We start from the raw sequence: 2,395 nt of genomic DNA, 5'->3' as shown, positions 1-2,395 counted from the left end.
TAAAAGCCATCCCCTCGGGTGCTGAGAAGTGAAGCATCTCATTGAGAGTTTTCAGCCGTGTGGCGAACATTGCCTGCTGGCTGGCGATATCAGCTTCGAGGGCTTTCGCCTGTCGGGTGGCTGTGGCCAGTCCCTCGATTTGCGTCCGGACGGTCTCAATCTCTCTGAGAGCCACGTCCATATTCAGCACATCGCCTTCGCCGTGCACTTTGCCATCGGCGGTGACCAGCAACCCCTTCGCCACACGTATAACCCCGAACTCATCGGTGCGCAGCTCAAAGCCGGTGCCCCGCGGCTCGTTCTGTGCATCAACGATATGGCCCTGGTTAAGGACCGTGGCTCCAAACGGCGTTTTCAGCGCAATATGCTCGCTTTGGCGCAGGTCTTCCATTCGCAGTTCGTTCTGACCTGCGGTGCGCAGGATGTTCTGGCTGCGGTTGTCCCGGGTGACCACATCCGGATGTTCAGAATCATGGAACGCATGGGCGATATACGGGCGGTCCGGGTCGCCGCCGTCAAAGGCAATTCCCACTTCCGTACCGTCAGTCAGCGGCGTGTGCCAGCCGTACGTTTCCCCGGCGTACGGTTTGGCCTGACGTATCCACAGGTAGTTATAGCCCTGCTCTGCGTCTTCACGGCTGAAGTCCAGCTTCACCCGGTAGCGCCCCGTTTCATCAAGATGGGCATACAGTGCATTTTTCTCATCGCTCTCGACGCGGGCTGTCAGGGTCCCGGCGATAAGCGGGCGCGGTACAGGCCTGGGCCTGAAGCAGAACTGTTCACTGTAGGGCATGCCCCACATGGAAACGTGCAGGCGGGTATCACGGGCCGCGCGGAAGGTGGCGAGCCTGTCCGTCAACTGGCGCGACAATTCAGAATGCGCTGCATGTTATCCAGCACGGACAGGATGACATGATTTTCTTCCCTGACACGATGAAGATCGAAATCACCGACAAAGTTGCCGTAAATCATCTCGCAAAGAGAAGGCGTGTTTCTTAACGTCATTACTTTTTCTCGTCCGTGCTGATTACAAAGACACTGCCGCCGTCATCACGATCCACCAGGCTCCAGCTTGCCGGGATTAACGCCGTCGGGCCGAAACTGCCCTTAAAGACCTGTGCTTCCGGCATCTTTTGCCCCGCACGTGCATAAGTAAATTGCTGGTGCCCACCCTCCAGCGTGGCCCACTGTCCGGAATGTGGGCATTGCTCACCGGTACGACACTGGATACGTTTTCCCTGAGCTTCATTCAGAAAATACTCTGATTCATCCGGAATGATGCCGTCGCAATAGCGCGTATCTTCCCAGACCAGTCGCCAGTGAACATCTCGATAACCCAAGCCTTCAGCCAGCAGCAAGTCTTCATAAACCTGCAGGGGGGCATTCATTCCCCGAATGAAATAATTATAAGTACCCAGGTTTTTAAACCCACTAATGTCACTTTTTATCACCAATAGCTTATGGTTGTACTGAATTTTAACGGGTTCCCAGATACCATCACAGGGAATAACCTCCCCCGTTTTTATAATAATATCTGTGCCCTCGGGAACTGGCGGTAATTTTTTAGGAAATACAGGATAAGGATAAGTATGGAACACACCATTATACCGTTCAGAGTTCAGCAGATAATCTGCCTCAAAAATATTGCAAACATTATCGTACGGAGGAAACAACAAATTATCGCCATAGCACTCTGCCGCAAATCGCAAATTATCCAGGGGGATCACATGCTCAGGATAGTGCTCTACATGAATCCAACGCTCATGACATGAGGCCCAAAAAAATGATCTAACAAGATCAATTGGCCTACTAAGTTGGTAAAATTCGCCAGTCTTAATCTGCCACACTTGACGATTGCCTACAGACAGTTCCGACAGACCTTCATCATAAAGACGTAACGCATCATAAATCCAGATAATAGCTTTTTCATCAAATCCCTCTGTCTTTTCTTCTGGCCAGGTTTTCATGGCCTCTTCGTACTTTCCAGCAAACAATGCCCAGGCTTCACGTTTACATTGCCAGAGACTATAACTGCTGTGCCGTTGCAAGAGCCAGAACAGGCGGCGGCGAATATGCTCGTCCGTCATGGGAAATTTTGCCATTATTTATTACCCTCATTGCTGGTCTGGTGTTCAATGCGAGCGGCATTTACGATAGTGCGCTGTGTCACTTTGCTTCGCAGTTCATCATCATGTAGCTGGCGCGTGCTGGACACATAAGGAGGTTCGATGCCTTCCGGTTTGCTGTATCCATATTTTCCACTAATACTCTGCCACCTCGAGGGGTAAAATTCAGCCTTTACGCCCTGGATATCGGCAGTAATTGCCTGACCATTAGCTTTAGCCTGATTCCCATAGTTATTAACCATTCTTTTAAACCGTTCGTTCAGCTCAAT

1 protein-coding gene and 3 pseudogenes are annotated in these 2,395 nt (G+C 51.1%); all 4 read right to left on the bottom strand.

The features are described 5' to 3' along the window. Positions 1-847, bottom strand: a pseudogene (vgrG, locus tag Q9R34_RS21590) (type VI secretion system tip protein VgrG); the annotation flags it as partial. Positions 848-861: 14 nt separating this feature from the next. Beyond that, a pseudogene (locus tag Q9R34_RS21585) lies at positions 862-1,005 on the bottom strand (type VI secretion system baseplate subunit TssE); the annotation flags it as partial. Continuing rightward, the gene (locus Q9R34_RS21580) at positions 1,005-2,102 is read right to left on the bottom strand and encodes an Imm72 family immunity protein (protein WP_485896408.1); all 1,098 of its coding nucleotides are present in this window, start codon (positions 2,100-2,102) and stop codon (positions 1,005-1,007) included. The pseudogene Q9R34_RS21585 and the gene Q9R34_RS21580, both read right to left, overlap by 1 nt. Then, positions 2,102-2,395, bottom strand: a pseudogene (locus Q9R34_RS21575) (hypothetical protein); the annotation flags it as partial. The pseudogene Q9R34_RS21575 and the gene Q9R34_RS21580, both read right to left, overlap by 1 nt.

Source organism: Enterobacter sp. BRE11, from assembly GCF_031844285.1.
Taxonomy (GTDB): Bacteria; Pseudomonadota; Gammaproteobacteria; order Enterobacterales; family Enterobacteriaceae; genus Pantoea.
Note: the sequence above shows the minus strand (reverse complement) of the source record. Positions and strands in the feature narration are given on the sequence as shown.